This window comes from Micromonospora sp. NPDC005305 (genome assembly GCF_040607315.1).
Classification (GTDB): domain Bacteria; phylum Actinomycetota; class Actinomycetes; order Mycobacteriales; family Micromonosporaceae; genus Micromonospora.
The window spans coordinates 94,718-118,967 of sequence record NZ_JBEXGL010000004.1 but is presented as its reverse complement, the minus strand read 5'-3'; the positions used below and the strand labels follow the sequence as shown (position 1 = coordinate 118,967).

The 24,250-nt window shown below is 73.9% G+C and carries 29 protein-coding genes; 19 read left to right on the top strand and 10 right to left on the bottom strand.

The window, feature by feature from the left end; genetic code table 11:
- Positions 1–25: 25 nt before the first annotated feature.
- The 4 genes from pstS to ABZS80_RS08755 all read right to left on the bottom strand — a co-directional run bounded on the left by pstS (position 26) and on the right by ABZS80_RS08755 (position 4,156).
- Positions 26–1,129 carry a phosphate ABC transporter substrate-binding protein PstS gene (gene pstS, locus ABZS80_RS08770; protein ID WP_355055165.1) on the bottom strand — a complete coding sequence of 368 codons (1,104 nt, stop codon included), beginning with the start codon at positions 1,127–1,129 and terminating at the stop codon, positions 26–28.
- 297 nt (positions 1,130–1,426) lie between these two features.
- On the bottom strand, positions 1,427–2,353 hold the full coding sequence (mshD, locus tag ABZS80_RS08765) for a mycothiol synthase (RefSeq protein ID WP_355055164.1): 927 nt from the start codon (positions 2,351–2,353) through the stop codon (positions 1,427–1,429).
- Between the two features lie 66 nt (positions 2,354–2,419).
- Entirely contained in the window at positions 2,420–3,286 is an 867-nt protein-coding gene (locus ABZS80_RS08760) for a polysaccharide deacetylase family protein (RefSeq protein ID WP_355055163.1), read from the bottom strand.
- A 156-nt stretch (positions 3,287–3,442) separates the two neighbouring features.
- Entirely contained in the window at positions 3,443–4,156 is a 714-nt protein-coding gene (locus ABZS80_RS08755) for a response regulator transcription factor (RefSeq protein ID WP_091267462.1), read from the bottom strand.
- Positions 4,157–4,406: 250 nt separating this feature from the next.
- Here ABZS80_RS08755 and ABZS80_RS08750 point away from each other — a divergent pair, with 250 nt between their 5' ends.
- From ABZS80_RS08750 to ABZS80_RS08725, 6 genes are all read left to right on the top strand, one after another.
- A complete protein-coding gene (locus ABZS80_RS08750) occupies positions 4,407–5,453 on the top strand; it encodes a hypothetical protein (protein WP_355055162.1) in 1,047 nt (348 codons plus the stop codon).
- Positions 5,454–5,533: 80 nt separating this feature from the next.
- Complete coding sequence (locus tag ABZS80_RS08745) at positions 5,534–6,319, top strand: DUF2993 domain-containing protein (RefSeq protein WP_355055161.1); 786 nt, start codon at positions 5,534–5,536, stop codon at positions 6,317–6,319.
- Positions 6,320–6,402: 83 nt separating this feature from the next.
- On the top strand, positions 6,403–6,480 hold the full coding sequence (locus ABZS80_RS08740) for an Ms5788A family Cys-rich leader peptide (protein ID WP_311202345.1): 78 nt from the start codon (positions 6,403–6,405) through the stop codon (positions 6,478–6,480).
- A 204-nt stretch (positions 6,481–6,684) separates the two neighbouring features.
- On the top strand, positions 6,685–7,533 hold the full coding sequence (locus ABZS80_RS08735) for a sulfurtransferase (protein ID WP_355055160.1): 849 nt from the start codon (positions 6,685–6,687) through the stop codon (positions 7,531–7,533).
- Positions 7,534–7,538: 5 nt separating this feature from the next.
- Entirely contained in the window at positions 7,539–7,862 is a 324-nt protein-coding gene (locus tag ABZS80_RS08730; protein WP_151463362.1) for a DUF1416 domain-containing protein, read from the top strand.
- Positions 7,863–8,076: 214 nt separating this feature from the next.
- A complete protein-coding gene (locus tag ABZS80_RS08725) occupies positions 8,077–8,940 on the top strand; it encodes a hypothetical protein (protein ID WP_355055159.1) in 864 nt (287 codons plus the stop codon).
- A 9-nt stretch (positions 8,941–8,949) separates the two neighbouring features.
- Here the strand turns inward: ABZS80_RS08725 and ABZS80_RS08720 are convergent, their stop codons facing one another.
- The 3 genes from ABZS80_RS08720 to ABZS80_RS08710 all read right to left on the bottom strand — a co-directional run bounded on the left by ABZS80_RS08720 (position 8,950) and on the right by ABZS80_RS08710 (position 11,843).
- Positions 8,950–11,004 carry a glycogen debranching N-terminal domain-containing protein gene (locus ABZS80_RS08720; RefSeq protein ID WP_355055158.1) on the bottom strand — a complete coding sequence of 685 codons (2,055 nt, stop codon included), beginning with the start codon at positions 11,002–11,004 and terminating at the stop codon, positions 8,950–8,952.
- Complete coding sequence (locus tag ABZS80_RS08715; protein WP_355055157.1) at positions 11,001–11,381, bottom strand: SCP2 sterol-binding domain-containing protein; 381 nt, start codon at positions 11,379–11,381, stop codon at positions 11,001–11,003. Before ABZS80_RS08715 ends, ABZS80_RS08720 begins: the two co-directional genes overlap by 4 nt.
- An 87-nt stretch (positions 11,382–11,468) precedes the next feature.
- On the bottom strand, positions 11,469–11,843 hold the full coding sequence (locus ABZS80_RS08710) for a DsrE family protein (protein WP_355055156.1): 375 nt from the start codon (positions 11,841–11,843) through the stop codon (positions 11,469–11,471).
- A 12-nt stretch (positions 11,844–11,855) separates the two neighbouring features.
- Here ABZS80_RS08710 and mtfM point away from each other — a divergent pair, with 12 nt between their 5' ends.
- Positions 11,856–11,960: a small membrane protein MtfM gene (gene mtfM / locus ABZS80_RS08705; protein WP_275587258.1), complete on the top strand. Its 105-nt coding sequence runs from the start codon at positions 11,856–11,858 to the stop codon at positions 11,958–11,960.
- Positions 11,954–12,544: an FABP family protein gene (locus tag ABZS80_RS08700; RefSeq protein ID WP_151463357.1), complete on the top strand. Its 591-nt coding sequence runs from the start codon at positions 11,954–11,956 to the stop codon at positions 12,542–12,544. The genes mtfM and ABZS80_RS08700 overlap by 7 nt, the downstream gene beginning before the upstream one ends.
- 118 nt (positions 12,545–12,662) lie before the next feature.
- Here the strand turns inward: ABZS80_RS08700 and ABZS80_RS08695 are convergent, their stop codons facing one another.
- The gene (locus tag ABZS80_RS08695) at positions 12,663–13,511 is read right to left on the bottom strand and encodes an aminotransferase class IV (protein WP_355055155.1); all 849 of its coding nucleotides are present in this window, start codon (positions 13,509–13,511) and stop codon (positions 12,663–12,665) included.
- A 67-nt stretch (positions 13,512–13,578) separates the two neighbouring features.
- On the opposite strand from ABZS80_RS08695, the gene ABZS80_RS08690 reads away from it, so the two are divergent.
- The 4 genes from ABZS80_RS08690 (at position 13,579) to ABZS80_RS08675 (ending at position 17,115) form a co-directional block, all read left to right on the top strand.
- Positions 13,579–14,007 (top strand): Fur family transcriptional regulator, encoded by a 429-nt coding sequence (locus ABZS80_RS08690; protein WP_151460914.1) that lies wholly within the window; start codon positions 13,579–13,581, stop codon positions 14,005–14,007.
- The gene (locus ABZS80_RS08685) at positions 14,004–15,116 is read left to right on the top strand and encodes a folate-binding protein (RefSeq protein WP_355055154.1); all 1,113 of its coding nucleotides are present in this window, start codon (positions 14,004–14,006) and stop codon (positions 15,114–15,116) included. The genes ABZS80_RS08690 and ABZS80_RS08685 overlap by 4 nt, the downstream gene beginning before the upstream one ends.
- A gap of 117 nt (positions 15,117–15,233) precedes the next feature.
- Complete coding sequence (locus ABZS80_RS08680; protein ID WP_355055153.1) at positions 15,234–16,061, top strand: 3-keto-5-aminohexanoate cleavage protein; 828 nt, start codon at positions 15,234–15,236, stop codon at positions 16,059–16,061.
- Positions 16,062–16,155: 94 nt separating this feature from the next.
- Complete coding sequence (locus tag ABZS80_RS08675) at positions 16,156–17,115, top strand: asparaginase (protein WP_355055152.1); 960 nt, start codon at positions 16,156–16,158, stop codon at positions 17,113–17,115.
- A gap of 9 nt (positions 17,116–17,124) precedes the next feature.
- Here ABZS80_RS08675 and ABZS80_RS08670 read toward each other — a convergent pair whose 3' ends face one another.
- Positions 17,125–17,922, bottom strand: coding sequence for an alpha/beta hydrolase (locus ABZS80_RS08670; RefSeq protein WP_355055151.1), 798 nt, complete (start codon positions 17,920–17,922; stop codon positions 17,125–17,127).
- 111 nt (positions 17,923–18,033) lie between these two features.
- Between ABZS80_RS08670 and ABZS80_RS08665 the strand changes: the two genes are divergently transcribed.
- The 6 genes from ABZS80_RS08665 to ABZS80_RS08640 all read left to right on the top strand — a co-directional run bounded on the left by ABZS80_RS08665 (position 18,034) and on the right by ABZS80_RS08640 (position 22,368).
- A complete protein-coding gene (locus ABZS80_RS08665; protein WP_355055150.1) occupies positions 18,034–18,678 on the top strand; it encodes a helix-turn-helix transcriptional regulator in 645 nt (214 codons plus the stop codon).
- On the top strand, positions 18,675–19,352 hold the full coding sequence (locus ABZS80_RS08660; protein ID WP_355055149.1) for a hypothetical protein: 678 nt from the start codon (positions 18,675–18,677) through the stop codon (positions 19,350–19,352). The genes ABZS80_RS08665 and ABZS80_RS08660 overlap by 4 nt, the downstream gene beginning before the upstream one ends.
- Positions 19,353–19,424: 72 nt before the next feature.
- Positions 19,425–19,745 carry a DUF2516 family protein gene (locus ABZS80_RS08655; RefSeq protein WP_151460907.1) on the top strand — a complete coding sequence of 107 codons (321 nt, stop codon included), beginning with the start codon at positions 19,425–19,427 and terminating at the stop codon, positions 19,743–19,745.
- Complete coding sequence (locus tag ABZS80_RS08650) at positions 19,742–20,629, top strand: alpha/beta hydrolase (protein WP_355055148.1); 888 nt, start codon at positions 19,742–19,744, stop codon at positions 20,627–20,629. Before ABZS80_RS08655 ends, ABZS80_RS08650 begins: the two co-directional genes overlap by 4 nt.
- A gap of 11 nt (positions 20,630–20,640) precedes the next feature.
- Entirely contained in the window at positions 20,641–21,378 is a 738-nt protein-coding gene (locus ABZS80_RS08645; protein ID WP_355055147.1) for an alanyl-tRNA editing protein, read from the top strand.
- 75 nt (positions 21,379–21,453) lie between these two features.
- On the top strand, positions 21,454–22,368 hold the full coding sequence (locus tag ABZS80_RS08640) for an SDR family oxidoreductase (RefSeq protein ID WP_355055146.1): 915 nt from the start codon (positions 21,454–21,456) through the stop codon (positions 22,366–22,368).
- Here ABZS80_RS08640 and ABZS80_RS08635 read toward each other — a convergent pair.
- On the bottom strand, positions 22,359–23,351 hold the full coding sequence (locus tag ABZS80_RS08635) for a YafY family protein (protein ID WP_355055145.1): 993 nt from the start codon (positions 23,349–23,351) through the stop codon (positions 22,359–22,361). The genes ABZS80_RS08640 and ABZS80_RS08635 overlap by 10 nt on opposite strands.
- Positions 23,352–23,455: 104 nt before the next feature.
- On the opposite strand from ABZS80_RS08635, the gene ABZS80_RS08630 reads away from it, so the two are divergent.
- A complete protein-coding gene (locus ABZS80_RS08630) occupies positions 23,456–24,250 on the top strand; it encodes an EI24 domain-containing protein (RefSeq protein ID WP_355055144.1) in 795 nt (264 codons plus the stop codon).

Here is a 24,250-nt window from a genome sequence, read left to right as displayed (position 1 = left end):
ATAGAGGAGGTGTGTGGTCAGTGCGTCAGGAGAGGCTCTTGACCGCGGTCTCGACCTTGGCGCGGACCGAGTCGGGCAGCGGGGCGTAGCCCAGCTCGACCAGGTCCTGCTGGCCCTCGGCGCTGGCGGCGTGGCCCAGCAGGCCCTTGACCACCGGCAGCTTGTCGGCCGCGAGGCCCTTGCTGCAGACGATCTCGTAGGTGACCAGGACGATCGGGTACGCCCCGGCCTCCGTGGTCTTGTAGTCGATCGACATCTTGAGGTCGTTGCCCTGGCCCTCGATCTTGGCCCCGGCGATGGTCTTGCCGGCCGACTTGGCGGTCAGCTCGGCGAACTCACCGGCGCCGTTCTTGACCTTGGCCTTCTTGAGGCCGCCGTTCTCGGCGTAGGACCACTCGACGTAGCTGATGGTGCCCTCGGTGCTCTTGACCTTGGCGGCCACACCGTCGGACTTGGCCGCGCCGACGCCGCCCGGGGCCTTCCACGCCTTGGCGTTGCCGAAGGTCCAGTCGGACTCGGCGGTCTTCGACAGGTACTTGGTGAAGTTGTCGGTGGTGCCCGACTCGTCGGAGCGGTGCACCGCCTGGATCGCGGTGGACGGCAGCTTGGCGTCCGGGTTGTCGGTCTTGATCGCCGGGTCGTCCCACTTGGTCACCGTGCCGGCGAAGATCTTCGCCAGGGTGGCCGGGGTGAGCTGGAGGTTGTCCACGCCGCCGACGTTGTAGACGATGGCCACCGGGCCGATGACCATCGGCAGGTTGAGGGCCTGGCCGCCGGCGCACTTGGCGTCGGCCTGCGGCTGCTCCTCCGGCTTGAGCGCGGAGTCGGAGCCGGCGAAGTCGGCGGTGCCGGCGATGAAGGCCTGGATGCCGGCGCCCGAGCCGGTGGGCTCGTAGTTGATCGTGGTGCCGGCGCACTGCTGCTGGTACGCCTTGATCCACTCGGACATGGCGTTCTTCTGCGCGGAGGAGCCCTGCGCGTTCAGCGTGCCCTTGCCGCAGTCGACCGCCGCGGCGGAGCCGGAGGCGGAGGTGCCGGTCGGCTCGTTGTTGTCCGAGCCGCAGGCGCTGAGACCGAGCACCGCGGTAAGAGCGAGGCAGGCAATGGCGCCGTGCCGCTGGAGCTTCACCTGAGGGGTTTCCCTTCACGTCTTTGTCAGGTCGCCCGGTCTCCCGGGTGCCGGCGCTGACCGGCTGAAAGGAAAGGTAGAAGTGCCAGGTAGACGGTTCGCCGGTCGGAAATGAACGGAAGATGAACAGGCGCGGCCAGCCGGGTGGCCGTCGCCTGAGTGCCGGTTGTCCATTTCGTGAACCGGCAGCCCGCTATCGCTAATAGTACGATTTTTCCGGGCAGCCGTTACCCGGCCGAGTCCACCGCGTGACGCGGCCGTGACCGCTGTCCGGCGGGCGGGGAGATGGCCGGGGCGTCAGCCGAGGTGGTAGTTGACGTGCGCCGACCAGCGGGCGAAGCCCAGCCGCTCGTAGAGGGCCACCGCGGCGGCGTTCGAGTCGTCCACGTAGAGCATCACCCGGTCCAGCCCCCGCCGGTGGCGCAGGTAGGACAGGCCCGCCGTGGTGAGCGCCCGGCCGAGGCCGCCGCGGTGCGCGGAGGGGTCCACCCCGAGCACGTAGACCTCGCCGATCCGGGCCGAGCCCGGGCGCTCGTGCACCTTGGTCCAGTGGAAGCCGAGCAGCCGGCCGGTGGCCGCATCCTCCGCGAGCAGGAAACCGGCCGGGTCGAACCAGGGCTCGGCGAGGCGCAGCCGCAGGTCGTCGGTGGTCCACCGGCCCTGCTCGGGGTGCTGGGCGAAGGCCGCGTTGTTGACCGCCAGCCAGGCGTCGTCGTCCTCGCCGGGGCGGAACGCGCGCAGCCGTACCCCCTCGGGCAGGGCGGGCTCGGGCAGCGCGGCGGTCAGCGGGCGGCGCAGCTGCCAGAGCACCCGGGCGCGGGTGAAGCCCAGGTCGACGGCGAGCGCGGCGGCCGACGGGTGGTCGCCGTGCGCCCAGGCGCGCAGCGGTCCGGAGGCGGCGGCCAGCACGCCCCGGGCGAGCGCCCGTCCGGTGCCGCGCCGCCGGTACGCCGGATGCACCACCAGTTCCACCCCGATCCCCTCGGCGGGGTCGGTGGTGTCGAGGTGCGCGTATCCGGTCAGGGTGTCGTCGGCGGCCCGGGCGGTGAGGTGCACGGCGGGGGCCTCGGGGTCGCGCAGCCGGAGCAGCACGTGCTCGTCGAGCGGGTCCGCGCCGTCCGCGTCGCCGGCGGTGCGGGCCAGCGCCAGCACCTCGGCGACCTCGACCGGCGCCAGCCGGTCGGCGCGGGCGACACGGTCGGCGGTCGGCGTGGTGCTGCTCATCCCGCCACCGTAGCGGCCGGGGGGCCGCCGATCATGCCGGACGCGGGCACCGGACGGTGGCGGTGCTCACGTGGTGCCGGTGGGCAGCGCCTCGAGCTGGAAGCGGTGCAGCAGTTCGGGAAGCAGGCGCTGCAACGCCTCGACCGTGCCGGAGCGGTCGCCGCCCGCGTCGTGCATGAGCACGATGGAGCCCGGCCTGGTCTGGGTCAGCACCGTCTCGGTGATCTTGTCGGCGCCGGGCACCTGCCAGTCCGTCGGGTCCACCGCCCAGTGCAGCGGCGTCATGCCCAGCTCCTCGCAGACCGACACCACCGGATACGTCCAGGCGCCACCCGGCTGCCGGAAGTACGCGATCCGCGCGTCCGGCGCCGCGGCCAGGATCGCGTCGTTGGTGCGCATCAGGTCGTTCCGGATCGCCTGCGGTGAACGCTCGCCCAGGGTGATGTCGTGGTTCCAGGAGTGGTTGCAGAGGCTGTGCCCGTCGGCCACGATCGACCGGACGAGGTCCGGGTGGGCCTCCGCGTTCTCGCCGACCACACAGAAGGTGGCGTGCACGCCGTACTCCTTGAGCAGGGCGAGCACCTGCGGTGTCCACTGTGGGTCGGGACCGTCGTCGAAGGTCAGCGCGATCCGGGCCGAGCCGGTGCTGACCTCCGCGCCGTACGGGCCCTCGCTGTCGTCGGCCCGGCGGCCGTTGTCCGGGGCGCTCGGGCTGGCGTCGGGGCTCGGCTCGCCGTGGCCGGCCGGCGGGCCGGGGAACTCGGTGCTGGGTGGCTGGTCGCCGTAGTGCGGGGCGTGGACGCTGGCCGCCACGCCGCTGCCCCGGTGCGGCTGCTCGGGCATGAGGCTGCGCCCGAGCGCGAACGCGGAGCCGAGCAGCGCGGCCACCACCACCGTCACCATCCCGGCCGCGCGCAGTGTCGAAGCCGACATCAGCCGGCCCGGCCGTTCTTCGCCCCCGTGGTCACAGCACGCACCGTCGCCCCCTTCGCCCGGCAGATCCGGCAGTCAGAGTAGGTCTGACTGAGTGGGCAAAAAGGGCAAAAGGGGGGAAGCATCCCCGATGGGGGACGCCCCAGAGTGCCGAGGTCAGACGGGCAGCGGGGCGGGCTCCGACTCCGGCAGCGAGCGCGACGGCGGCACGACGAACTTGTAGCCCACCTGCCGCACCGTGCCGATCATCGACTCGTACTCCGAGCCGAGCTTGGCGCGCAGCCGCCGGACGTGCACGTCGACCGTGCGGGTGCCGCCGAAGTAGTCGTAGCCCCAGACCTCGCGGAGCAACTGGTCCCGGGTGAACACCCGGCCCGGGTGCTGGGCGAGGAACTTCAGCAGCTCGAACTCCTTGTAGGTGAGGTCGAGCGGGCGGCCCTTCAGCTTGGCCGCGTAGGTGTCCGGGTCGATGGTCAGCTCGCCGGCCCGGATCGAACCGCCGGCGCCCGCCGTCGCGTTGCTCAGCCGGCCGACCGCGAGCCGCAGCCGGGCCTCCACCTCCGCCGGACCCGCCCCGGCCAGGATCACGTCGTCCACGCCCCAGTCGGCGTTCAGCGCGATCAGCCCGGCCTCGGTGACGACCGCGACCAGCGGCACGCCCAGCCCGGTGGCGTGCAGCATCCGGCAGGTCGCCCGGGCCTCGCTCAGCTCGGCGCGGGCGTCCACCAGGACGGCGTCCGGGGTCGGGCCGGAGACCAGCGTGCGGACGTCGCGCGGCGCGGTGCGGACCGAGTGCGGCAGCAGGTCGAGCGCCGGCAGCACCGCCGATGGTTCACCTGCGCGCGCGGTCACCAGCAGCAGGAGCTCCACACGATCACCTCCGTCCCGGCGGCACTCAGGCCGCGCGCGACCAGCGGCAACCCGTGACGGGTGACGCTGAGAATTTGCGTGGGTCCCGGCGTCGCTGACGGGCGGGTAACGGCTTGAGCGTAGCGGATCGCCCGGCCGTCACCTCCGTACCCTTTCCTGTTTGTCTGTTCTGCCCCCGATCGCGGCACAGGTTTTAACGTTGCCGAAACCGTGACTCCGCCCGACCGGCCGGGTCTGGCACGATCGGTGCGTGTTTCCCTCCACCTCGCCCGACACCGGCCGTGAACCATGGTCCGCCGGCCCGGCCCCCGGGCCCGCCGGCCCTGCCCGTGGCTACCCGCCGGCCCCGCGCACCGGCCCGGCCGACGACAGCGGCGGGCGGGAGCGGAAGGGCCCCCGCCGGCTCCGCAAGGGCGGCCCGGGCCGGCGTCCCGACGACGAGGCCGACGAGGCGCCCGAGGAGGAGGTGCCCCCGGTCCCGGTGCGCCGCCCGCTCGCGCTGACCGTCGCCGGCTTCGCCGCGCTGCTCGGCGTGGGCCTGGTGCTCGGCGCGCAGACCGCCGGCCCCGGGCACCGGCTGCCCTTCGCGTTCATCATCTTCGGCGTCCAACTGCTCTTCGTGCTCGCGTGGACGATGGCCATGCGGCCGCCCGCGCTGCTCGTCGTCGCGCTGGTCAGCGCCGCGGCGGCCGGGATCGCCGACGCCGCCGCGGTGCAGTCGGACATCGCCGGCCTGGCCCCCCTCGGCTACGCGGCGGCCGCCGGCTTCGTGCTCGCCGTGCTCGGCCAGCTCTTCCGCCGGGTGGACCGGGTCCGGGTGACCGACTCGCTGGGCAGCACCCTGCTCATCGTCGTGGGGGTGGTCGCGTTCGCCACGCTGATCGTGCTCAGCCGGATCCCGAAGGGCACCCAGGCGATCACCGTCTGCCTCACGGCCACCGGGGTGGCCCTGCTGGTGGCGCGGCTGACCGACGCGGTGGCCCCCTGGCCGCGGCTCGCCCCGCAGGTGCCCCGGGGCGCCGCCGGCGTCGTGGCCGGCGCCATGCTCGGCACCCTGACCAGCGCCGTGCTCGGCAGCTACCTGGTCGGCTTCACCCCGACCAGCGCCGCGCTGGTCGGCCTGGTCACGGCGGGCACCGCCGTCCTGGCCGACCTCGCCGTGGGGTACGCCGAGGCGGGCCGGCTCATGGCGGGCGAGCCCCCGACCATGTGGGTGGCCCGGCACATGCAGGGCCCGCTGGGTGGCTTCGCGCTCGCCGCGCCGGCCGCGTACGCCATGTGCGTGCTCTTCCTCTGAGCGCGCGGTTGGGGAAACGGCGCGTCGGGTAAGTACGGTTGCGGCGCGAGGCGCGGCGATCGACGAGGGCAGGAGGCGGCGTGGCAGAGGCGTACCCGGCGAATGAGGGCCGACCCCGGCGGCGGGGCCGGAAGCTGCTGGTCGGTTTCGTCGTCCTGCTGCTGGTCCTGGCCGGGCTCCTGGTCGTCGCCGACCGGGTGGCCGCCGGCGTCGCCGAGCGGGCCATCGCCGACCAGGTGAAGAAGGAGGTCGCCAAGCAGGACGCGCAGTCCTCGGCGCCCCAGGTCGAGGTCGGTGGCTTCCCGTTCCTCACCCAGGTGCTCGCCGGGAAGTACGAGCGCATCTCGATCGTGCTGACCGACGTGCAGGGCAAGGTGCAGGGCGACGCGGTCAGCGTGCCGCGGCTGGACGTGGACGCCCACGACGTCACGGCGTCGCTGGACACCCTCCGTTCCGGCCAGGGCGATGTGGTGGCCGAGACCGTGGACGGCCGGGGCACGGTGACCTACGACAGCCTGGCGAAGCTGCTCGACCGCCCCGGGCTCACCCTGGGCGAGCGGAACGGCAAGCTCGCGGTCACCGCGCCGGTCGACATCCTCGGCGCCAAGCTCACCGTCAACGGCACCGCCGACGTGACGGTCGCGGGCGGCAAGGTGGCCCTGCGCTTCAACGACGTGACCGCCGAGGGCCTGCCCAACCTGCCGCTCGCCAAGACGCTGCTGGCCAACTACGCCAAGGGCATCTCCGTCGACGTGCCCCTGCCGGAGCTGCCCTTCCAGCTCAACGTGCGCAAGGTGGAGCCCAGGCCGGAGGGCCTCGTGGTCACCGCCGACGCGCGGAACGTGCCCATCAACTCCGCCGGCTGAGCCTCCGCCCACCGCCCCGGCCGTGTCCCGGATGCTGGTCGGCCCGGTGGCAGCGTCCGGGCCGGCTGGTAGTGTCCCTGTCCATGGGGACGCTCCTCACCAAACGGCGCGCGGTCGACCTGTGCCGCGTGGCCACCTGCCTGTGTCGCCCCGTCATCTGACGGCGGGGCTGTCCTCGGCCGCTTAGCGGCCACCGGCACACAGGGTCCGCGTACCCTCCGGTTCTCCCCCTGATCGCCCGGCAGCGGCGCCGTCGCACGTACCCGTGATCCGTTCCTAGCTCTGGGTCCCGCGCGTGGTGCGACAATCACCGACTTCGATCTCCGCGCGCTGGCTCACCATCCATCCTCACAGGGAGTGATCTGATGAGTCGCGACACCGCACTCGTCTCGGCCGAGTGGGCCGAGAAGAACATCGACGCCCCGGGCGTCGTCTTCGTCGAGGTCGACGAGGACACCTCGGCCTACGACACCGGCCACATCGCCGGCGCCGTCAAGCTCGACTGGCGCACCGACCTCCAGGACCCGGTGCGTCGGGACTTCGTCAACCAGGACCAGTTCGCGGCGCTGCTCTCCGAGCGGGGCATCGGCAACGACGACACCGTCATCCTCTACGGCGGCAACAACAACTGGTTCGCCGCCTACGCGTACTGGTACTTCAAGCTCTACGGCCACCGCGACGTCAAGCTGCTCGACGGCGGCCGCAAGAAGTGGGAGCTGGACGCCCGCCCGCTGGTCACCGACCCGGTGCAGCGCCCCGCGACGCAGTACGTCGCGCAGGCGCCGGACACCTCGATCCGCGCCTTCCGTGACGAGGTCGTCGCCGCGATCGGCACGAAGAACCTGGTCGACGTGCGCAGCCCCGACGAGTTCGCCGGCCGCCTGCTCGCCCCGGCCCACCTCCCGCAGGAGCAGGCCCAGCGGGCCGGCCACGTGCCGACCGCGATCAGCGTCCCGTGGTCCAAGGCCGCCAACGAGGACGGTACGTTCAAGTCCGACGACGAGCTGCGCAGGATCTACGCCGACGCCGGGCTGGACGACAGCCGGGAGACCATCGCCTACTGCCGGATCGGCGAGCGCTCCTCGCACACCTGGTTCGTGCTCCAGGAGCTGCTCGGCCACCGCAACGTGAAGAACTACGACGGCTCCTGGACCGAGTACGGCTCGCTGGTCGGCGTGCCGGTCGCGCTCGGCGACGAGCCGGGGGAGGCGTGATCCTCATGACCGCTCCCACCGCCGCGGGCTGCGCCGCCCCGGACCAGGCCGCCCCCCTCCCGGCCAGCCTGGACCTGGAGAAGGAAACCGTCATCACCGGCCTGGTCACGGCCGAGTCCGGCGAGGCCGTGCCGGGCGCGTACGTCCGGCTGCTCGACTCGACGGGCGAGTTCACCGCCGAGGTGGTGACCTCCCCGACCGGGCAGTTCCGGTTCTTCGCCGCGCCGGGCAGCTGGACCCTGCGGGCGCTCTCCCGGCACGGCAACGGCGACACCGCCGTCACCGCCGCCCGCGGGATCAACGAGGTGACCGTCACGGTCGCCGCCTGACCCACGCTCTGATCGTGGCCCGTCGCCCCGAGGGGCGACGGGCCACGAGCCGTTCCGGCGCCCGCCGCCCTGCTCCGCGGAGTGTCGAGGGGCGACGGGCCACGAGCCGTTCCGGCGCCCCTTCCGGGACTGTCCCGGCGGTCCGCGACCGGCTCGTTGTCGGGTGGGCCGAGGCGCGGCCCGGACGGTCGTCGCGGCGTGACACCATGGCCCGGTGAGTGAGGCCGTCCAGGCGGGATACGCCCCGCCGACCCGTCCCGACCAGCCGGCCGCCGGCCGGAGTTGGCTGCGCTGGCTGGTGGCCGCCACGGCGGCGTGGGCGGTGCTGCTCGCCGGGCTGACCTGGTGGTCGGTGCGGCACGACCCGCCGACCGTGAAGGAGCAGCGCTCGCTGGACCAGGCCGGGCCCGTGGTGGACCGGGCACTCGGCCGGCTGACCGCCGCGGTCGGGCGGGACGGGGTGCCGGCGCTCCTGCCGGACCGGATCGAGCGGGGCTGCCGGGTCACCCCGCTGGACGAGGGCGCCGAGCTGGAGCGCGGCGTGACGGTCGTGACGGCCGGCGACGACGGACGCGAGCTGCTCCAGCGGGTGGCCGACCGGCTGCCGCCGGACTGGCGGGCGGGCGTCTCGACGTTCGACGGCGAGCCGCGGCTGCGCGCCGACGCCGGGGAGTTCGTCGCGGTCGAGGGCCGGTCCACGGGGCCGGGCCGGGTGCTGCTCACCGCCACCACCGGCTGCCGGCCGGTGGGGGCGGGCTACCGGCCCCCGGCGGCCGACGCCGCGGCCGAGACCGCGGAGGCCGACCGGGCCGTGCGCCGCTGGGGCGGCGCGGCCGGTCCCGTCCAGGTGCTCGCGGCGCCCTGCCCCGGGGGCGGAACGGCCCGCACGGCGCGGGCCGAGACGGCGGGCGGGCCGGCCGGGTCCTCGCTGGCGGCGGCCTTCCGGGACGCCGCCGACGGCTCCCGGGTGCTCCGCGACTCCGCCGAGGAGTACGCCCTGCGAGGCGGCTTCGCGGTGCTGGCCGAGCGGGTCGACGACCGGGTACGGGTGGCCGTCACCACCACCTGCCGGGGCTGAGCCGGCCGGTCAGCGCCCGTGGCGCTCGTCGTGCGGCCCGCGACTGCGCCCCAGGGCGTCCACCCGGCCCCACCGGCCGGGGATGTCCAGCAGCTCCACCCGGCCCATCCCGCCCGGCACGGCGGGATCGATGATCAGGTGCTCGCCCTGCGGCTCCAGGCCGAGCATCACCCGCAGCAGCAGGAGCGGGGTGCCGGCGGACCAGGCCTGCGGGCTGCACGCGGTCGGGTACTCCACGGGATAGTCGGTGAGGTCGCGCTCGTAGCCGGCGAACGCCTCGGGGAGCCGGCCGTCGAAGTAGCGGGACGCGCTCAGCATCGCGTCGCAGATCTGCCCGGCCTCGTCCCGGAAGCCGTACTTCCACAGGCCCCAGGCGATGATCGAGTTATCGAACGGCCAGACCGTGCCCACGTGGTAGCCGATCGGGTTGTAGCGGCCCTGGTCGTCGGCGAGCGTCCGCACGCCCCAGCCGGAGAAGAGCCGTGGCCCGAGCAGGTGCCCGGCGATGGTCGCCGCGCGGGACTCGTCGACGATGCCGCTCCACAGCAGGTGGCCGATGTTGGAGCTGAGCGCGTCCACGTGCCGCCCGTCCGGGTCCAGGGCGAGCGCGTAGTACTCCCGCCCGGGGATCCAGAAGTCCCGGTTGAACCGCTCCTTCAGCGCCGCCGCCTCTCGCTCCAGCCGGTCGGCGTACGCCGGGTCGTTCCAGAAGGTCCGGGCCAGGCGGGCGCCCCGCAGCTTGGCGTCGTACGCGTAGCCCTGCAGTTCGCAGGTGGCCCGGGGGAAGGGCGGCAGCCGGCCGTCGGAGTAGGAGATCGAGTCCCAGGAGTCCTTCCAGCACTGGTTCGACAGGCCGGTCTCCGGGTTGCGGGTCATGTACCAGACGTAGCCCGTGCCGAGCAGGTCCCCGTACGTGTCGAGCCAGGCCAGCGCCGCCCGCGTCTCGTGCTCCAACTGCTTGACCAGCTTCGTGTCCCCGGTCCACCGCTCGTACTCGTCGAGCAGGATCACGAACAGCGCGGTGGTGTCGGCCGAGCCGAAGTACGGCGAGTGCGGCTGCTCCTCGAAGCCGGCGGTCTCGCCGTAGCGCAGCTCGTGCAGGATCTTGCCGGGCTCCTCGTCCCGGAAGTCGTCCAGCCGGCTGCCCTGGAGGCCGGCCAGCATGAGGATGGTCGGCGGGACGAGTTCCGGCAGGAACGGCAGCACCTGGAGCGAGGTGAAGATGCTGTCCCGCCCGAACAGGGTCATGAACCAGGGCAGGCCGGCGGCGAGCAGCCGCACGCCCAGCGCGATCGACTCGTACCGGAGGGCGGCCAGGTCGTTGAGGCTGCGCCGGTACGCTCCGGCGAGGGGCTGGCAGTCGCAGCCGAGCTTCGGAGCCCGCTCGATCAGCGCGTTCTGCTCGGCGTGGATGGCTCCCACCGAGCGTTGCCCGCCGAGCGGCAGGGTGGACCGGATGTCCTCCCCGCGGGCCCCGAAGATCTTCGTCGCCACGTGCAGCTGGGTGGTCCACTCGCCGTGCGGCCCGACCCGGAGTCGGAAGGTCATCCCCTCCCGGTCGACCTCGGTGGGTTCGCTGCTGGCCACCACCGCCTCCCGGTGGAACCCCTCCCGCCGGTAGGTGAGCCGCAGCTGGTTCTCGCTGACCGTCGGCGTGGTGTGCCCCTTCTTCTGCCGCTGGTGCTTGATCTCGAACAGGTCGGCGAAGTCGGAGCCGATGTCCAGCCGGAGGACGAACTCCACCTCCTGCCCGGAGTGGTTGAGCAGGGTCAGCTCCTCCTCGAAGCTGCCGCCGATCGACCGGCTGCGGATCATCGAGACCTTGGCGTCCAGGTAGTGCGTGGGCTCACCGGGCACCAGGAAGAACCGGGTCCGGTAGGACAGCGAGTCGTCGATCGAGAGCGCGTGCAGCCGTTGCCCGTTGAGGGTGAGCAGCCAGGTCGAGATGAACCGGGTGTCGAAGGAGAAGAGCCCGGTGGGGAAGTCGAACGACGGCTCGATGTCGCCGCGCCGGTCGCTGACCAGGAAGGTGTTGCCGTCCAGGATGCTGACCCGTTCCTTCATGCCGACCGCCGGACGTGTTCGCGGGCGGTCTCCCGGGGGTCCCGGACACCGGGCGGGCCGGGGAAGAACCGGCGGAACATCAGGAAGAGCACCACGGTGCCGCTGAACGTGGCCTCGTTGCGCAGCACCGCCGCCATGCCGGCCTCCTGGCCCGTGATCAGCTCCTCGAACAGCTCGGCGCTGACCGTGAAGACGGCGTCGGCCGGCAACTGCTCCCGGCTGACCCGGACGGATCCCGGCGCGATCTCCAGGAACCAATGCTCGGTGCGGTTCCCGGTGGTCAGGTCCAGTTGGAGACGGCCGCGGGTGGGCCCGCGCAGCACCGCCGGGGCACGCGCCGGCAGTGACGCGAAGAACTGCTCGATCGCCTCGCCCACATCAGGATCGTAGGCAGCAGCCGGACATGTCGGGTCAGGATCGGCAGTCCACGCGGAACGGACATTCTCCGGGCGGCCCGGGGCGGGTCAGTAGACGAGGGCCTGGGCGCCCTCGGCCATCGCCTCCTCGACGAAGACCGCCGCCCCGGCGATCCGTACGCCGGGGATGACGTCGTCCTGTCCGATGTCGCGGCGGGCCGCGCACTGGGTGCAGGCGGTCACCCTGCCGGTGGTCAGGATGACGTGCAGCAGTTCGGCGAGCGGCGCGGAGTGCGGCAGCTCGAAGTCCTGTGCCCGCCCGGGCAGCGCGAACCAGGTCGACTCCCCGGTGAGCCAGAGCGACACCTCCACCCCGGCGGCGGCCGCGGTGGCGGCGACCGTGAAGGCCTGCGCGCACCGCTCCGGGGCGTCGGCTCCGGCGGTGGCCTTGACGACGAGAGTGCGGGCCATGACGCCCAGCATAGGATGGCCGGGATGGTTACCGAGATCGGGTTCGTCAGCCTGCTGGTCGCCGGCCTGGGCGCGCTCGCCGGTGGCCTGGTCTACGTCGCAGTACGCATTTCGAGAGGAAAATGGTGAGTGAGAACCCGCTTCAGCCGCCGTGGCTGAACGCGCCGCCGGTCGACCCGTACCCGTACGAGGAGAGCCACGACCTGCGCGTCGGCCCGAAGCTGCACCGGAGCCTGGACGGCCTGCTGCCGTACATCGGGGTGTGGCGCGGGCGGGGTCGCGGCGGGTTCCCCACCATCGAGGACTTCGACTTCGCCCAGGAGATCCGGATCAGCCACGACGGCCGGCCGTTCCTGTTCTACGAGTCCCGTGCCTGGATCCTCGACGAGCAGAGCCGCCCGGTCCGCCCGGCCGGCCGTGAGGTGGGCTGGTGGCGTCCGGTGCTGGACGGCGACCGGGTCACCGACGAGCTGGAAGCGCTCATGACCACGCCCACCGGTGTGATGGAGCTGCACATCGGCAAGCGCAAGGGCACCCAGATCGAGTTCGCCACCGACGCGGTGGTCCGTACCGCCACGGCGAAGGAGGTCACGGCCGGCGCCCGCCTCTTCGGCATCGTGGAGGGCGCCCTCCTGTACGCCCAGGAGATGGCCGCCCTGGGCCACCCGCTGAGCCCGCACCTGTCTGCCCGCCTGACCCGCGTAGCCGGCTGACCCCACCCTCCCGCCCTGGCCCACCCCCGCCCAGCCCTCGTGATCATGAAGTTGTTGCCCGCCGCATCGGCGTGTCGGCGCAATAACTTCATGATCAACGCCGCCTGTGGGCGGCCGGTCAGGGCCGGGGGAAGCCCAGGAGGGTGAGGAGGGGTGCGGTCAGGGGGGAGCGCGGGCGGGGGGTTCCGTCCAGGGAGGTCACCTCTGCCAGGCCGCGGAGGGATGACGTGAGCCAGACGGCGTCGGCCTCGTGCAGGTCGGCCGGGGTGGGTAGACGTTCGTCCGTCGCCAGGCCCAGCTCGTGGGCGTGGTCGAGGAGCCAGCGGGCGGTCACCCCGGGGAGCACCCCGGTCTCCGTCGCCGGGACGGTGCACAGGGTGGCGCCGCTGAGCCAGACCACGTTGGCGGTGGGCGCCTCCAGCACGTAGCCGTCGGTGGAGACCCAGAGCACGTCGTCCACCCCGGCCCGCTCGGCCCAGCGGCGGGCGGCCGTGCTCAGGGCGTACGAGGTGGACTTCACACCGGCCGGGAGCCAGCCCAGCTCGGGGCGGGACCGGGCGGCCACCCCGAGCGGCAGGGTGGCGACCGTCACCCCGTCCCGCCGGGCCCGCCGCGCGGCGGCCGGCACCTCGCCCAGCGTGGCGTAGACCGTCGGCGGCCCGCCGCCCTCCGGCCCCCGGGTGCAGACCAGCCGCACCGCGCCCTCGACCTCCGACGGCCAGCCCGCGCGGACGGTGTCCAGCAGCTCGACCAGCACGCCGGTGGCGGGCAGGGCCAGCCCGATGGCCGCCGCGCCGGCCCGCAGCCGGGCCAGGTGGGCGTCGCGCAGCCAGGGCTCCCCACCGCGCAGGTGCATCGTCTCGAAGAGGCCGTCGCCGTGCAGCACGCCCCGGTCGTCGCCGCGCAGCACCGCCTCACCGGCCGGCACGACGCCCCGGCCCGGCACGGCCACCCGCGTCGCCACCACGAGCGCAGCGTAGTGGCGTACCCCGGCGGCGGGCGGACCGGCGCGGCGGCCGAACTATGATCGGACGGTGTCAGAATCCTCCCTGGCGGAACTGCTCCGCTCCCGTGGGCTGCGGCTGACGGCGCAGCGGCAGCTGGTCCTCCAGGCCGTCCTCGACCTGGGGCACGCCACGCCGGAGCAGGTGCACACGGCGGTGCGTGAGGTGGCTGCCGGGGTCAACATCACCACCATCTACCGGACGCTGGAGCTGCTGGAGCGCCTCGGTCTGGTGACCCACACCCACCTGTCGCACGGCTCGCCGACCTACCACGCGGCCGGTGAGCACCAGCACGTCCACCTGGTCTGCCGGGAGTGCGGTGCGATCGACGAGATAGACCCCGAGCTGCTCCGGCCGCTGGCCGACCAGCTGGCCGCGCAGCGGGGATTCCAGGTCGACATCGGGCACGTGGCGCTGTTCGGCGTCTGCGGCCAGTGCGAGGACGGGGAACAGAAATGATCGACATCGCGGGCGCGGTGACCGCCGAGGCCATCGACGAGGAGACCCGGGAGCAGCCGGAGCCGGCCCACCGGGCGGCGGGGGTCGGCCCGGTGGCCGCCCACTACGGCGACCCGATGCGCGAGCAGCGCCTTCTCGCCACCGGCGTGGGCCTGGTCGACCGCTCGCACCGGGGCGTGATCGCGGTCCCCGGCGAGGAGCGGATGACCTGGCTGCACACGTTGACCAGCCAGCACCTGGCCGCGCTGCGGCCGTGGCAGGGCAGCGAGCTGCTCGTGCTCTCCCCGCACGGGCACGTCGAGCAGCACGCCCTGGTCGCCGAGGACGGCGAGACCACCTGGCTGGACACCGAGCCCGGGATGACCGGGGGCCTCCTGTCCTACCTGGAGAAGATGCGCTTCTTCAGCAAGGTCGACCCGCGCGACGTCACGGCCGACCACGCGCTGCTCTCGCTGGTCGGGCCGGAGGCCACCGGCGCGCTCGACACCCTCGGGGTGACCGGGTTGGCCGCGCCCGACGTGGTCGCGGTGCCGGGTCCGAAGTTCCGCTCCGGCGAGCTGCCGTCCCGGCCCTCCGTCGTGTACGACGTGAAGCCGCTGCCGGTCGGCGGCTGGGCCCGGCGGGTGGCGCTCGGCGTCGACCTGCTGGTGCCTCGCGCGGCGATGACCCAGGTGGTCGACGAGCTGCGCGGCGCCGGTGTGCCGGTGGCCGGGCTGTGGGCGTACGAGGCGGTGCGGGTGGCCGCCCGGCAGGCCCGGGCCGGGGTGGACACCGACCACCGGACGATTCCCGCCGAGGTGGGCCTGATCGGGTCGGCCGTGCACCTGGACAAGGGCTGCTACCGGGGTCAGGAGACGGTGGCCCGGGTGCACAACCTGGGCAAGCCGCCGCGCCGGCTCGTCCTGCTGCACCTGGACGGGGTGACCACCGACCAGCTGCCGGCCGTCGGCACGCCGGTGACGCTGGACGGCCGGGCGGTCGGTTTCGTGGGCACCGCGGTGCACCACTTCGAGCTTGGCCAGATCGCCCTCGCCGTGGTCAAGCGGAACGTTGCCGAGGATGCCCCGCTGATGGTGGAGGAGACGGCTGCCGCCATCGATCCGGCGTAAGGGATGCCGCGCAGGCGGCGGTGAAGCGGAAAATCTTCTGCTTCTGGTCGCCGTCGCGGCCGATTCTGCTGCTTCCGGCTGTCGACCGGAGGGGAGCCGGCGGTTTAGGATCCCGGCATGACCACAGGGACGTTGATCACGGTTGCCCCCACCGGCGCGGAGTCGGCCAAGACGGAGGTGCCGGCGCTGCCGGTGACCCTCGACGAGTTGCTGCTGACCGCCAAGGAGTGCGAGGCGCTCGGCGCCGCCGTGATCCACGTCCACATCCGCGACGACGAGGCGAAGCCCACCCTCGACCAGGGTCGGCTGCGGGAGACCGTGGCGGCGCTGCGGCAGAGCACCGACCTGATCGTGCAGCTCTCCTCCGGCGGCGCGGTGACCGACCCGGAGGCCGCCCGGCTGGCCGTGCTCGACGCCGGCCCGGACATGGCCTCCTGCACCATGGGCACGGTCAACTTCGGCGACGACGTGTTCCTCAACCGCTGGGAGTTCATCGTCGACCTGCACACCCGGATGCAGGAGCGGGGGGTCGTCCCCGAGTACGAGATCTTCGACCTCGGTCACCTCACGGCGCTCCAGCGCCTGCTCGGCAAGTACGGCCTGCCGCACGGCGGGCACGTGCACGTCGACTTCGTGATGGGGGTGCCGGGCGGCATGCCGGGCACCACGGCCACGCTGGTGGCCGCCCAGCAGATGCTGCGCGACCTGCCGGAGGGCACCACCTTCTCGGCCACCGGCATCGGGCGCACCACGATCCCCGTGCTGCTGGCCTCGCTCTCGGCCGGCGGTCACCTGCGGGTCGGCATGGAGGACACGGTCACCTACGCGAAGGGCCGGCCGGTCGAGTCCAACATGCAACTGGTCGCCCGCGCGGTCGGCTTCGCCCAGCTCGCCCAGCGCCCCCCGCTGACCACCACCGAGGCCCGGGCGCTGCTCGGCGTGTAAGCGACGGCCGGCCCGCCACCCCTGTACGTCGGCGGCCGGCGTCCCTGGTCACCCCGGTGCCGGCCCCGTCGAGCCCGTCGGTACCGTCCACTGCGTGGGAAAGACGTACGAGGGCGGCGTGCCGCTCGCCGAGGTGGTCCGGTCCGGGTTCGTGGAGGGCTTCCACCGTGGGTCCGTCGCGGTGCTCGACGCCGTCGGCGCGCCGGTGTCCGGGGCGGGTGACGCCACCTCGCCGGTCTTCCCGCGGTCGTCCAACAAGCCGATGCAGGCGATCGGGATGCTCCGGGCCGGCCTGCCGCTGACCGACCCGGCCGACGTGGCGCTGGTCTCGGCGAGCCACGCCGGCGAGGAGTTCCACGTCGAGCGGGTCCGTGCCCTGTTGCGCGGCGCCGGCCTGGCCGAGGAAGCGCTGCACTGCCCGCCGGACCTGCCGGTCGGCGAGGCGGCCCGGGAGGCGGTGCTGCGTGCCGGGGGTGGCCCGTCCCGGGTCCTGATGAACTGCTCCGGCAAGCACACGGGCATGCTGCTCACCTGCCTGGCCGCCGGCTGGCCGCTGGACGGCTACTGGCGGCCGGAGCACCCGCTCCAGCAGCGGCTCACCGCCGCGATCGAGGAGTTCACCGGGGAGAGGGCGGCGGCCGTCGGGGTGGACGGCTGCGGCGCTCCGGTGCTGGCCGTCTCGCTGACCGGGCTGGCGCGGGCGTTCCTGCGGCTGGTCTCCGCCGAGCCGGGCACCGTCGAGCGGACGGTGGCCGACGCCATGCGGGCGTACCCGGAACTGGTGGGGGGCACCCAGGCCGACGACACCCGGCTGATGCGCGGCGTACCCGGGCTGCTGGCCAAGGTCGGCGCGGAGGGCGTGATCGCCGCGGCGGTGCCGGAGGTCGGCGCGGTGGCGCTCAAAATCGACGACGGCGCCGGGCGGGCCCGGATGCCGGTGCTGGTGTCGGCCCTGCGCCGACTCGGCGTCGAGGCCCCGGTGCTGGCCGAGTACGCCGAGATCCCGCTGCTCGGCGGCGGGATCTCGGTCGGGGCGGTCCGCCCGGTCTGGTGACCGGGGCGGTCAGCGGAGGAAGTCGAGCAGCGCGGCGTTGACCGGCTCGGGGCGTTCCAGCGGCAGCAGGTGACCGGCGTCCGGGACGTCCGGCAGCCGTTCGCCCCGGGGGGCCTCGGCGGCGATCCGGTCGGCCAGCCGGCGGATGTCGGCCAGGTCGTCCGCGCCCGCGCCGGCCAGCACCGGCATCCGCAGCTCAGCCAGCCGGTCGATCGCCGGCGGGTCCAGCTCGCCGGCCTCGACCGCGCTGAGCGCCTGCTCGGCGGCGAGCGCCCGGCGGTCCATCTCCTCGGCGAACCGGATCAGCTCCGGGTCGACGTCGGACGGCTCGCGGGTCGGGCCGACCACCCAGAACCGCACCTCGCCGGCCGCGGTCGCGCCGAAGTCCTCCGGGTCGACGTCGCCGACCAGTTGCTCCCAGAGTTGCTCGGTCTCCTCGGACCACTCGTTGCCGGAGACCGGGGCGCCGAAGAGGGCCAGCGCGGCGACCCGCTCCGGGTACGCGAGCGCGGTGTCCACCGCGACCTTGCCGCCGAACGAGCAGCCCACCAGGGCGGCCTGCGCCACGCCCAGCCCGTCGAGCAGGCCGATCACGTCGTCGTGGTGCGCGAAGGGGGTGGGTGGCAGCTCGGAGTCGCCGTAGCCGCGCAGGTCGACGGCGATGACCCGGTGCCCGGCGGCGAGCGCGGGCACCTGTCCGCGCCACATCCGCCGGTCCGCGATGCCGGCGTGCAGCAGCACCACGGGGCTGCCACTGCCCACCTCGTCGTACGTGAGCAGGGCACCGTTGACTTCGATCTTCGCCACGGGGGCACCGTACGGATCGGGCATCGGGCGCGCAACCGGCTATCGGTGACCTTGCTAACTCTGGCAAGCATTTTGCTTGCAGCAGCTAGCAGCACGGGTTAGCGTGGAGTCATGGCCACCAGCAAGGACCTTCCCGACGTCGGCGGGTTCATTCGCGACCTGCGCCGCAACGCGAAGATCTCACTGCGGCAGCTCGCCGAGCAGGCCGGCGTCAGCAACCCGTACCTGAGCCAGATCGAGCGCGGCCTGCGCAAGCCGAGCGCCGAGGTGCTCCAGCAGCTCGCCAGCGCCCTGCGCGTCTCCACCCCGGCCATGTACCTGCGGGCCGGGCTGCTGGACGACAAGGAGGGGCAGGGCGTGCTCGCGGCGATCGCCGTCGACCCCGAGCTGACCATGGCCCAGAAGCAGTCGCTCACCCAGATCTACGAGACGTTCCGCCGGGAGAACGCGCGCCTCGCCGAGGCGACCGCGACGGCCGCCGAGGCGACCGCGACGGCCGCCGAGGCGACTGCGACGGCCCAGGCGGCCACGGAACCGGCCGAGCCGGCCACCGCGCCGGAGGCCCCCGCCACCGTCGCGCCGGCCGCGACCGGCCCCACGACACCGGACGGCACCCCGACCGAGGCGGTCCTCGAGTCGGTCGCCGTCACCGAGGCGGGCCACGCGCCCGCCCCGACCACCGCCGTCCCCCAGAAGAAGACCGCCCGCAGGGTGGTCCGGAAGGCCGCCGGTGCGGCCGAAGAGGAGCAGTCATGACCCAGCCGAAGACCAACCGCATCCCGGCCCCCGTCTACGCCGCCGCCGGCGCCGGCGAGCTGGCCCTCCAGCAGCTGCGCAAGCTGCCCACCGTGGTCGGTGACCTCGGCACCCGCGTCGTCGCCGACCTCGGCGGCAAGGCCGTCGTCACCGGTTTCGAGCTGCGCCAGAAGGCGACCGAGACGCTGCGCACCGCCAACCTGACCGCGACCGGGCTGCGGGAGAAGGCCGGCTCGGGCGACCTCGACCTGGACAAGCTCCGCGAGGCCGCCAACCTGGACAAGCTCCGCGAGGCGGCCAACCTGGACAAGCTGCGGGAGGCCGCCGGCCGCAACGCCGCCGCCGTGCTGGCCGGCGCGCAGGCCGCGCAGGAGCGCGCCCTGGCCGCGTACGCCGAGCTGGTCGCCCGCGGTGAGCGGGTCGTCGGCGCGGGCGTGCTGGAGGCCGCCGACACGGTGAACGCCGACATCGAGGCGACCGAGGCCGACAGCACCCCGGCCGCGCCGGCCGCCCAGCCGGCCGCGGTGCCCACCCCGGCCGAGGTGGCCGAGGTCGTCGAGGCCAAGCCGGCCGCCGTGAAGCGGACCCGGGCCACCAAGGCGACCGCCGCCAAGGCGACCCCGTCGGCGAAGCTGCCGAAGACCACGAAGCGCACCCGCCCCGCCGCCGAGTAGGTCGAACCTGGACCGAGACCCCGGACGCCGTCCTGTCGGACGTTTCCGGGGTCTCGGCATAAGCTTGCCGACATGGCCTACGCCGCGCCGCTCTTCTTCGACGACGTCCGCCTCGTGATCGAGCTGATCCTGCTCGTGTTCGCTCTGGTCATCGAGGCTGTCTCCCTGGTGCACGCGATCACCCAGCGCTCCGATGCCTTCGCGGCCATCGGCACCCTTCCCAAGGGCGGGTGGATCGCCATCCTGGCCGTCTGCATGGTGCTGACCCTGCTCGGTGTCGGGGGTGGCGTGCTGAGCATCTTCGGTCTGATCGGCATCGCGGCGGCGCTGATCTACCTGCTCGACGTCCGCGTCGGGCTGCGCGACCTGCACGGCGGCGGAGGCTCCTGGTGAGAGGTTTCCGCTGGCCACCGCCGCCCGACGGCGGCCCCCGCACCTGGGGCCCCGGCCCCGGCGCGCCCCGAACCGGCCGGCCGGCCCTGCCGGAGCCGGAGACCGAGCTGGTCACCACCCCGCACGGCGTGCGCCTGGAGCGCCTGGTCACCGGCACCGGTGACCCGGTCACCGTGTTCGCGCACGGGCTGGGCAACGGCATCGCCACCACCCGCCCGTTCGGCAGCGGCGTCAGCGGCCGGCGGCTCTTCTTCCAGTTCCGCGGGCACGGCCGGTCCGACTCGCCGCCCGGCCCGTGGAACTACCTGGACCTGGCCCGTGACCTCCGCGCCGTGGCCGACCTCGGCGGCGCCACCCGGGCCTTCGGGGCCAGCCTCGGCGCCGGCGCGCTCTGCCGCCTGCTCGCCGAGAGCCCCGAACGCTTCGAGAAGCTCGTCTTCTTCCTGCCGGCGGTGCTGGACACCCCGCGTGGCGAGGTGGCCCGGGCGCGGCTCACCGACCTGCTCGACGCCGTGGCCGACGGGGACGCCTCCGCGCTGGCCGACGTGGTGTCGCTGGAGCTGCCGCCGTCGGTCCGCAACACCCCGGCCGGCTGGGCCTACCTGCGGCAGCGGCTCGACCAGCTGCTCCGCGACGGGCTCGCGCCCGGCCTGGCCGGCCTGCCCGAGCAGGCCCCGCTGCGCGACGCCGGCGTGCTCGCCGGGGTCACCGCGCCGGCCCTGGTGATCGGCTGCGCGGGTGACGACCTGCACCCGGTCGCCGTCGCCGAGCAGTTGGCCGCCGCGCTGCCCCGGGCCACCCTGCACGTGTACGACCGGCCGGGCGTGCTCTGGACGGAACGCGCCGACCTGCGGGAGCGGATCTCGACGTTCCTCAACGGGTAACGTCGGCGGTCATGGGCGTCACACACCACGGCCGCACCCACCGTCTCGACCTCGCCGACCCCACCCTGCGGGAGTGGCAGTGCACGGTGCTGGCGGCCGATCCCGAGCAGGGCATCGTGCTGGACCGGTCGGCCTTCTACCCGGGCGGCGGCGGGCAGCCGCCGGACCACGGGGTGCTGCTCTGGCAGGGGGTGCAGACCCGGATCGTGGGCACCCGCAAGGGCGACGACCTCTGGCTCGTTCCGGCCGAGGGTGACCCGGTGCCGCCGGTCGGCACCGCCGTCGCCGGCGCGGTCGAGGACACCCGGCGGACCATGCTGATGCGCACCCACTCCGGCCTGCACGTGCTGTGCGGGGTGGTGTTCCGCGACTTCGGCGCGCTGGTCACCGGCGGGAACATGGAACCAGGCGAGGCCCGGATGGACTTCAACCTCCCCGAGGTGCCGCCGGACTTCAAGGCCCGCATCGAGGACCTGGTCAACGCCGAGGTGGCCGCCGACCGGTCGGTCGCCGTCCGGGTGCTGCCCCGGGCCGATGCGCTGGCCCTGCCGGACATCATCCGCACCCAGTCGAACCTGATCCCGCCGGACGAGCAGGAGGTGCGGATCGTCGACATCGTCGGGCTGGACGTGCAGGCCGACGGCGGCACCCACGTCGCCTCCACGGCCCAGATCGGCAAGGTCCAGGTGGTCAAGGTGGAGAGCAAGGGCCGCGCCAACCGCCGGGTGCGGGTGCGCCTGGTCGACTGAGGCCGGCCGGGGCGGTTCGCGTGACGCCGCCGAATCCGGACCTCCGCTGTCAGGTATCGGTGCCACGGTGGTCCCATGACGACACCGCTGACAGGGAAGATCGCGCTCGTTGCGGGCGCGACCCGGGGCGCCGGGCGACAGATCGCCGTCCAGCTCGGCGCCGCCGGGGCCACCGTCTACGCCACCGGCCGCTCCACCCGGGAGCGCCGGTCGGAGATGGGCCGGCCGGAGACCATCGAGGAGACCGCCGAGCGGGTGACCGCGGCGGGTGGCCGCGGCATCGCCGTCGCCGTCGACCACCTCGACCCCGAGCAGGTCCGCCGCCTCGTCGCGCGGATCGACGCCGAGCAGGGCCGGCTCGACGTGCTGGTCAACGACATCTGGGGCGCCGACCCGCTGATCACCTGGGAGAAGCCGGTCTGGGAGCAACCCCTGGACGCCGGCTTCCGCACCCTCCGGCTGGCCGTGGACACCCACATCATCACCAGCCACTTCGCCCTGCCGCTGCTGATCCGCAACCCGGGCGGCCTCGTCGTCGAGATCGGCGACGGGACCAAGGAGTACAACGACACCGAGTACCGGCTCTCGGTCTTCTACGACCTGGCCAAGGTCTCGGTGAACCGGCTCGCCTTCAGCCAGGCGCACGAGCTGGCGCCGCACGGCGCCACGGCGGTCGCGCTCACCCCGGGCTGGCTGCGCTCGGAGGCCATGCTGGAGCACTTCGGCGTCACCGAGGCGACCTGGCGTGACGGCGCGGCGACCGACCCGCACTTCGTCATGTCGGAGACGCCGGCCTTCGTGGGGCGCGCCGTGGCCGCGCTGGCCGCCGACCCGGACCGGGCCCGCTGGAACGGGAAGTCCGTGGACAGCGGCGGGCTGGCCCAGGTGTACGGCTTCACCGACCTCGACGGCACCCGCCCGCACTGGGCGCGCTACTACGAGGAGGTGGTCCGGCCCGGCAAGCCGGCGAACGACGCCGGCTACCGCTGACCGGCGTCCGGCTCCCCGGCGTAGAGCGCGGCCGCGCGGCGGGCCGCCTCGGCGCAGCGGGCCCGCAGCTCCGGCGGGTCGAGCACCTCCACCTCGGGGCCGAGCGCCAGCAACTGGGCGTACGCCACCTCGACCGACTCGACGGGCAGCCGGAGCACCACCCGGCCCTGCCCGTCGGGCCGGCCGGCGGCGGCGACCGCCTCGGCGTGGACGAACGGGGCGTCGACCAGGTGCCGCAACGCGCGCAGCCCGGCCGGGCTGAGCCGCACGGTGACCTCGGCCCGGAGGATGTCCCGCAGGAACGCCTCGGCCTGCTCCCGCCAGTACGCCCCGAGGTCGAAGCCCTCGTCCCGATCGAAGCCCTCGTCGCTCACCTCGACGCCGACCACCCGGTCCACCCGGTACGTCCGCCACCCGTCGCCGACCCGCCCGACCAGGTACCAGACGCCGTTCTTCAGCACCAGCCCGTACGGTGCGACCGACCGGGTCACCTCCCGCTCGCCGCGCCGGTACCGCAGCTCGACCTGCCGGTCCCGCCAGACCGCCCGGGCCAGCTCGGCCAGCCACGGCGGCGGGCCGGACTCCCGGAACCAGCCCGGCACGTCCAGGTGGAACCGCTGGCCGGTGCGGGCGGGCGCGTCCCGCAGGCTCGGCGGCAGCGCGGCGAGCACCTTCAACTCGGCGCCGGCCACCGCGTCGGCGAGCCCCATGTCGCCGGCCGGGCCGGGCAGCCCGGCCAGGAAGAGCGCCTCCGCCTCGTCCCGCGTCAGCCCGGTCAGCCGGGTCCGGTAGCCGCCGAGCAGGCGGTAGCCGCCGGCCCGGCCGCGGTCGGCGTAGACCGGCACCCCGGCGGCGGAGAGCGCCAGCACGTCCCGGTAGACGGTGCGCTCGGAGACCTCCAGCTCGCGGGCCAGCTCGGCCGCGGTCATCGCCTCCCGCGCCTGAAGCAGAAGCACCAAAGAGATCAACCGGGACGCGCGCACCCGCCCATTGTGAAAGGAGGGGCCCCCTATTAACGCCTCCGGTAGTACAGGGGCCCCCTCCTAACAGGCTGGCGGGGTGTGCGTGGCCACTAGGCTGTGCCGTCGTGGACGCACCCCGCCTCGCCGCGCCCGTGACCGGCGCCGTCACCCGTTTCCTCGCCGGCGCCGGCCTGCTGCTGCGCGGTCTCGGCCTCTACGTCCGCAGCCCCGGCCTCATGCTGCTCGGTGTCGTGCCGGCGCTGATCACCGGCGCGATCTTCGTGGCCCTGTTCGCCACCCTGCTGTACTTCGTGGACGACCTGGCCGCGCTGGTCACCCCGTTCGCGGACGACTGGTCGGAAACCTGGCGCAGCCTCATCCGGGTGGCGGCCGGGCTGGCCGTCGTCGGGCTGGCCGGCCTGCTCGGGGTGCTCACCTTCACGGCGGTCACGCTGGCCGTCGGCGACCCGTTCTACGAGAAGATCTCCGAGCGGGTGGAGGACCGCCTCGGCGGTACGCCCGGCGCGGTCGAGGTGCCGTTCTGGGCCTCGCTGCGGCGCAGCATCCTCGACTCGTTGCGCCTGGTGGCCATCTCCGCGCTGGTCGGCGTACCCCTGTTCGCGGCCGGCTTCATCCCGGTGGTCGGGCAGACGGTGGTCCCGGTGGTCGGCGCCCTGGTGGGTGGTTGGTTCCTCGCCCTGGAGCTGGTCGGCGCACCGTTCTACCGGCGCGGCATGCGACTGCCGGAGCGGCGGTCGTTGCTCAGGGCGGACCGGCCGGCCACCCTGGGGTTCGGGGTGGCGGTCTTCGTCTGCTTCCTGATCCCGCTCGGCGCGGTGCTGGTCATGCCGGCCGCCGTGGCCGGGGCCACCCTGCTGGCCCGGCGGGCGCTCGGGCAGTCCGTCGTCGAGGAGGGGTGA

What these genes read in the sequence shown, in the direction of transcription:
- ABZS80_RS08660 (WP_355055149.1), top strand. Translation starts at nt 18,675, where the DNA reads ATGACCCAGCCGAAGACCAACCGCATCCCGGCCCCCGTCTACGCCGCC.
- mshD (WP_355055164.1), bottom strand. Translation starts at nt 2,353, where the DNA reads ATGAGCAGCACCACGCCGACCGCCGACCGTGTCGCCCGCGCCGACCGG.
- ABZS80_RS08655 (WP_151460907.1), top strand. Translation starts at nt 19,425, where the DNA reads ATGGCCTACGCCGCGCCGCTCTTCTTCGACGACGTCCGCCTCGTGATC.
- ABZS80_RS08645 (WP_355055147.1), top strand. Translation starts at nt 20,641, where the DNA reads ATGGGCGTCACACACCACGGCCGCACCCACCGTCTCGACCTCGCCGAC.
- ABZS80_RS08700 (WP_151463357.1), top strand. Translation starts at nt 11,954, where the DNA reads ATGGTGAGTGAGAACCCGCTTCAGCCGCCGTGGCTGAACGCGCCGCCG.
- ABZS80_RS08760 (WP_355055163.1), bottom strand. Translation starts at nt 3,286, where the DNA reads ATGTCGGCTTCGACACTGCGCGCGGCCGGGATGGTGACGGTGGTGGTG.
- ABZS80_RS08735 (WP_355055160.1), top strand. Translation starts at nt 6,685, where the DNA reads ATGAGTCGCGACACCGCACTCGTCTCGGCCGAGTGGGCCGAGAAGAAC.
- mtfM (WP_275587258.1), top strand. Translation starts at nt 11,856, where the DNA reads ATGGTTACCGAGATCGGGTTCGTCAGCCTGCTGGTCGCCGGCCTGGGC.
- ABZS80_RS08685 (WP_355055154.1), top strand. Translation starts at nt 14,004, where the DNA reads ATGATCGACATCGCGGGCGCGGTGACCGCCGAGGCCATCGACGAGGAG.
- ABZS80_RS08680 (WP_355055153.1), top strand. Translation starts at nt 15,234, where the DNA reads ATGACCACAGGGACGTTGATCACGGTTGCCCCCACCGGCGCGGAGTCG.
- ABZS80_RS08740 (WP_311202345.1), top strand. Translation starts at nt 6,403, where the DNA reads ATGGGGACGCTCCTCACCAAACGGCGCGCGGTCGACCTGTGCCGCGTG.
- ABZS80_RS08640 (WP_355055146.1), top strand. Translation starts at nt 21,454, where the DNA reads ATGACGACACCGCTGACAGGGAAGATCGCGCTCGTTGCGGGCGCGACC.
- ABZS80_RS08720 (WP_355055158.1), bottom strand. Translation starts at nt 11,004, where the DNA reads ATGAAGGAACGGGTCAGCATCCTGGACGGCAACACCTTCCTGGTCAGC.
- ABZS80_RS08665 (WP_355055150.1), top strand. Translation starts at nt 18,034, where the DNA reads ATGGCCACCAGCAAGGACCTTCCCGACGTCGGCGGGTTCATTCGCGAC.
- ABZS80_RS08710 (WP_355055156.1), bottom strand. Translation starts at nt 11,843, where the DNA reads ATGCTGGGCGTCATGGCCCGCACTCTCGTCGTCAAGGCCACCGCCGGA.
- ABZS80_RS08730 (WP_151463362.1), top strand. Translation starts at nt 7,539, where the DNA reads ATGACCGCTCCCACCGCCGCGGGCTGCGCCGCCCCGGACCAGGCCGCC.